A 5,227-nucleotide genomic window follows, 5' to 3' on the forward strand; every position below is an offset into this window, starting at 1 on the left:
CGACAGGACGTCCCCGCTCAGCTTCGTGATGTTGTCCTGAGCGCGGTCAATGGCGGCGAGGCGTTCCTGAAGCTGGGTCAGGCTCGTGGTCGTCCGGGTGGAGGAGCCGTGCAGCGTTTCGTTCATCCGTTCCTGCATCTCGGCCAGCGCACGGGTGGAGCGGGCCGCATTTTCCGCCAGCCGCTCCTGCATCTGCAACTGAACATGGTTCATCCGTGCCTCGACGGTCTGGATCATCTGAGCCTGCGTTCGCGCCTGCGTGTCGGAGACCGTCTGCAAGCCACCTCGCAACTGTTCCTGCCCCGCCCCCAGTTGCTGCACATGCGCGCCAAGGATCTGCATCTGCTGGGACAGGGGGGCCGCCACCCGCGCCGCGCGCCCCGCGGCACGCACAGCGGCAACCAGCAACAGCAGGACGATAAGCAGAACGACAGCGCCCGCCAGCACGGCCTGCACCGACGGATCGGCAAGGCGATAGGTCTGACCGCCCAACTCGATCATCGCCGTCCGAACAGCCGTTCGATATCCGCCAGCTTCAGTTCGACGTAGGTAGGCCGGCCATGGTTGCACTGGCCCGAATGGGGGGTCGCCTCCATTTCCCGCAGCAGTGCGTCCATCTCTTCGGCCCGCATACGACGGCCCGAGCGGATCGAGCCGTGACAAGCGACCCGGCTGAGGACCGCCTCGATCCGGGTTTGAAGACTGTCGGTTTCCGCGCTGTCCGACAATTCGTCGAGAATATCGAGTACGAGCGCCCGGGCATCGACCGTTCCCAGAATGGCGGGCGTTTCGCGTACCGCCACGGCATTCCCGCCGAAGGCTTCGATACCAAGCCCCAGATCCGCCAGACTATCCGCAACCTCCAGCAGCGTTTCCCTGTCGGAGGCGGAAAGCTCCACGATCTCGGGGATCAGCAGGGTCTGTGCCGCCACGCCCTTTTCGGCCATCTGACGTTTGAGCTTTTCATAGACCAGCCGTTCGTGCGCCGCATGTTGGTCGACGATGACCATGCCTTCGGCTGTCTGGGCGATGATGTAGTTTTCGTGCACCTGCCCCCGCGCTGCGCCCAATGGCTGCGCGGCCTCGGCTTCACGCTCTTCTTCGACGACCTCGGCGGGCATTTCGACCCGCCCCCAACTGCCCTGCACCTCTGCAAACCCGGGCGATTGCGCACTGGCGTGGTGAACAGGGAGCGCAACCGCAGACCCACCAAAGCCGCGCGCGCCCGATCGGTCCATCTGGTAGACCCGCGCCCCCGTCGGTTCGGGCCGCATCGCACCCAGCGTCGCATCGGCCATGGTGGACGACGCGCGGTGCCCGGCCCCGGCCAAGGCATGCCGCAGGCCCGAAACGATCAGACCGCGCGCAAGTCCCGGATCGCGAAAGCGCACTTCGGACTTCGCCGGATGCACGTTGACGTCGACCAAAGTGGGATCGCAATCGAGAAAAAGCACCGCAGCCGGGTGCCGGTCCCGGGACAGGAAATCCCGGTAGGCGCCGCGCAGCGCCCCCACCAACAGCTTGTCGCGCACCGGACGACCGTTGACAAAAAGATACTGCGCCACTGCGGAACCGCGGGAATAGGTCGGCAGGGCGGCATAGCCCGTCAGGTGCAGGCCTTCGCGCTCCGCGTCGATGGCGAGCGCGTTTTCCGCGAATTCGCGCCCGAGCACCCGCCCGAGGCGGCCGCCCAGCGCGTCGAAAAGCTCCCCCTGTTCCGCCTCTGCCCGAAACACTTCGCGGCCCGGCCCCTCGCCCGAAACATCGCGCAGCACGAAACGCACGAAGGGCTCCGCCATGGCCAGCCGTTTGACGACATCCCCGATGGCCTGCGCCTCGGCCCTGTCGGTGCGCAGAAACTTGAGCCGCGCGGGCGTGGCAAAGAACAGATCCCGCAGGGTGACCACGGTGCCGCGGCCAAGCGCTGCGGGGCGCGTAGCTGCCATCTCGCCCGCCCGGATCGAGATTTCGGCCGCTGGGGCATCAGCCGTCCGGCTGGTGATCTGCAGGCGCCCCACCGCGCCGAGCGATGGAAGCGCCTCACCCCGGAAGCCGAATGTGTGAATGTTCAGAAGGTCCGAGCCGTCGATCTTCGACGTGGCATGTCGGGACAAGGCCAGCGGCAAATCCTCCGGCGGGATGCCGCATCCGTCGTCCGTCACCCGGATCAAAGTCTTGCCTCCATCGGCATAATCGATGGTGATCCGCCGTGCCCCGGCATCGATCGCGTTTTCCACCAGTTCCTTCACGGCGGATGCCGGGCGCTCCACCACTTCGCCGGCGGCAATGCGGTTGATGGCGGAATCGTCCAACTGCCGTATGACAGGGCGAACAGCGTCTATATTGGGGTTTGCCTGAGACATACCGCTAGACCTAGCATGGAGGCTTGCGATTCTGCCAGCTTCGAAACCTCTCTCGGCGGGAGTTCTCTGGCGGAGTGCTTATGTGCCACGGGGCGGTTATCGCGCCATCAGAAGGCCAAGATTTGCAGGAGGCGCAGACGCGGTCAACCCAGGGCCTGAGATCTTTGGCTCACATCATGTCTTCCAGTCGCAGCCGTGCGATGCGTTCGACCTGACGGCAGGCGGTGGTGAATTCCGTTTCCGTGTCATGGCCGAGTCGTCCCTCGAAATGGCGCAGGATGCCCGCCTTGTCGTGATCCTTCACGGCGATGATGAAAGGAAACCCGTGTTCGAATACGTCATCCCTTCTGCAACTCCTGAAAGGCCCCCACCGAAAGGCGCAAACCATTCCCGGAAGGGGCGTGAAAAGAAAAACGGGCCACCTTCAAAAGATGACCCGCCGAATCGGTCGTTTCCGCGCAGTCGTATTCTTTGACCGCCATTTTTATCTGCGCGCGCCGACCCGCAAACCGCTCGTCGCTATGGATGATTTGCCTGCATCGCTGTTGTTGCCGTCCATATAGCCAGAAGGTGATTCGCAGGTCAAAACAAAAACGAATCGCCCCTCCGATAAAATTTTGAGACCCTTGGGCGGGTCACCCAAAAAAGCCCCGGCTCACGGCCCGGCATTGACCAAGGGAGGCCCCCACCTATCCTGAGTATGGATCAAAGGGGGGAGTGCCGAATGGCCGAGGGATATCTGACGACACATGTGCTGGACACGGCCCGCGGGCGACCGGCTGGCGGCATGAAGCTCACGCTCTACCGGTTGGACGGGACCAATCGCATGATGCTCGTTACCATGACGACGAACGCGGACGGCCGGACCGATGCGCCGCTCCTTGCGAAAGGGCAATGCGCTGCGGGAACCTATGAAATCGTGTTCGAAGCGGGTGCCTATCTCGATGGCGCCGGAACTCCGGCTGAAAATCCGCGCTTCGTCGATGAAATACCGATCCGTTTCGGCATTTCGGACCCCGGCTCGCATTACCATGTGCCGCTGCTTCTGTCGCCCTTCGGCTATTCAACCTACCGGGGCAGCTGATCCGCGCAGACGGTGCGGCCCCAAGCGCGCCGCGATGGCCAGGATGACGCCGGAGATCGTAGCGATCATTCCGGCGGCGGAAACCGAATCCCGCGCCCCGATCCAGAGCGGTCCGTACCCTGCAAGTACGTAGCCCAGCACGGCAGCCAAGGTCGCGAAGGCCACGGACCATGCGATCTGCCGCTCCAGCCGGTTGGTCATCATCCGTGCAGCCGCGGGCGGACAGATGAACATCGCGATGACGATGATGCTGCCTACCGCATCGAAGGCCGCCACCGCCGCGATCGAAGCGACGATCACCAGCCCTAGGCCCAGCGGCGCGGTCGCCACCCCCACCGTGCGCGCGAAACCCTCGTCAAAGGTGGAAATCTTGAGCGGGCGCCAGAAAACCGCGATGAAACCCGCGACAAAGAGCAGCGTCAGCGCCATACGGGGCAATTCGACCGGGACAGTCGCAAGCGCCTGCGCATCCCAGAGCGATGACCACCCCAAGGCATCGAGCCAGATGAGGCTTTCGAGGTTGCCGTAAAGGGCATGCTCCACATCGAGGTGGACATTGCTGGTATCCGAAAGCTCCAGCAGCAGCACGCCACCCGCGAACATGGCGGTGAAGATCACGCCCATCGCCGCCCCGGATTCGATCCTGCCAAGGCGGCGCACCGCCTCGATGGCGATGACGGCAACAACCGCGGCACCGGCCGCACCCAGCAGCATCGGCCAGGTGGTCGCGCGACCCGTCAACAGAAAGGCCACGACAATCCCCGGCAGCACCACGTGGCTGATCGCATCGCCGATCAGCGCCTGCCGCCGCAGGACGAGAAAGTTCCCTGGCAGGGCACAGGCCACTGCCACGAAGATCCCCGTCAGCATTGGGACGAGCGAGAGGGGAACGAATTCTTCGCCGTTCATGGCCGTACCCCCCCCTTTACGCCCAGTCGCGCATCCAACGCATCAAGCTGATCGGAGGTCAGCACGGATTCAATGGCCGTCAGCCCGTCGTAATGAAGCGCCGCCGCTTCATAGGCAGGATCATGGCGCACCAATTGCCAACGGTCCTCGTCCCGCAGGGCCTTGGCCGCGCGCAACTGCCCCTGACGGGTTGCCACGCCATCGGGACGGACCCAGCCTTCGGCCTGCAATAGGCGCAGGGTCAGACGTTCGAAAATCGGCTGCCCCTGAGCCAGCGCCAGCAACCCCTGCCGCAGGTGGACCTGCCGTTGGAACCGGCGATGTCGCAGAAGCGCCGAGACGACACCGCGGCCGGGCGCGAACAACAGCGACACAACGAAAAAGCCAAAGCCTACCAGAACGATGATCGGCCCCGTGGGCAGATCGGGCAAGGCGGCGGAAAGCGCCGCGCCCCCATAAGCAGCCAGACCGCCGAACAAGGCAGAGAGCATGAGGACATGATCGGTCCGCTCCGTCCAGAAACGGGCGGTCACGGGCGGAATGATCAACAAGGCCACGATCAGGATCAATCCCACGATCTTGAGCCCCACCACCGTCACGGCCAGCACGATCCCCATCATCGCCAGATCCGTGCGGGTCACATTCTGGCCGGTCGCGGTGGCATACTCCGGATCGAAGGAGGCCAGTGTCAGCGGTCTGCGCAGCACCAGTACCAGAACGAGGGTGAGAGCCGCCGAAATCGCGATGATGAATGCCTCGCTTCGCAACATTCCGGCGGTGGCCCCCAGCAGAAAGCTTTCCAGCCCCGCCTGACGGCCCGTGTTCATCGTCTGGATGATCGTCAGCAGCACGATACCGAAGCCAAAAAAGA

4 protein-coding genes and 2 pseudogenes are annotated in these 5,227 nt (G+C 64.0%); 1 reads left to right on the top strand and 5 read right to left on the bottom strand.

The genetic code is table 11. The features are described from left to right. From A3764_RS02770 to A3764_RS23890, 3 genes and pseudogenes are all read right to left on the bottom strand, one after another. Window positions 1-501: pseudogene (locus tag A3764_RS02770) on the bottom strand (DNA recombination protein RmuC); the annotation flags it as partial. Next, window positions 498-2,363, bottom strand: a complete 1,866-nt coding sequence (gene mutL / locus A3764_RS02775) for a DNA mismatch repair endonuclease MutL (RefSeq protein ID WP_067921527.1) — start codon at window positions 2,361-2,363, stop codon at window positions 498-500. The pseudogene A3764_RS02770 and the gene mutL, both read right to left, overlap by 4 nt. Window positions 2,364-2,532: 169 nt before the next feature. Beyond that, window positions 2,533-2,700, bottom strand: a pseudogene (locus A3764_RS23890) (2-oxo-4-hydroxy-4-carboxy-5-ureidoimidazoline decarboxylase); the annotation flags it as partial. A gap of 387 nt (window positions 2,701-3,087) precedes the next feature. On the opposite strand from A3764_RS23890, the gene uraH reads away from it, so the two are divergent. Further along, window positions 3,088-3,447 carry a hydroxyisourate hydrolase gene (uraH, locus tag A3764_RS02780; RefSeq protein WP_067921528.1) on the top strand — a complete coding sequence of 120 codons (360 nt, stop codon included), beginning with the start codon at window positions 3,088-3,090 and terminating at the stop codon, window positions 3,445-3,447. Here the strand turns inward: uraH and A3764_RS02785 are convergent. Then, window positions 3,427-4,356, bottom strand: coding sequence for a metal ABC transporter permease (locus A3764_RS02785; RefSeq protein ID WP_067921529.1), 930 nt, complete (start codon window positions 4,354-4,356; stop codon window positions 3,427-3,429). The genes uraH and A3764_RS02785 overlap by 21 nt on opposite strands. Further along, a partial coding sequence (locus A3764_RS02790) for a metal ABC transporter permease (protein WP_067951143.1) occupies window positions 4,353-5,227 on the bottom strand: 875 nt, incomplete at its 5' end. The genes A3764_RS02785 and A3764_RS02790, both read right to left, overlap by 4 nt.

It is taken from the genome of Sulfitobacter sp. HI0129, assembly GCF_001635395.1.
GTDB lineage: Bacteria > Pseudomonadota > Alphaproteobacteria > Rhodobacterales > Rhodobacteraceae > Sulfitobacter.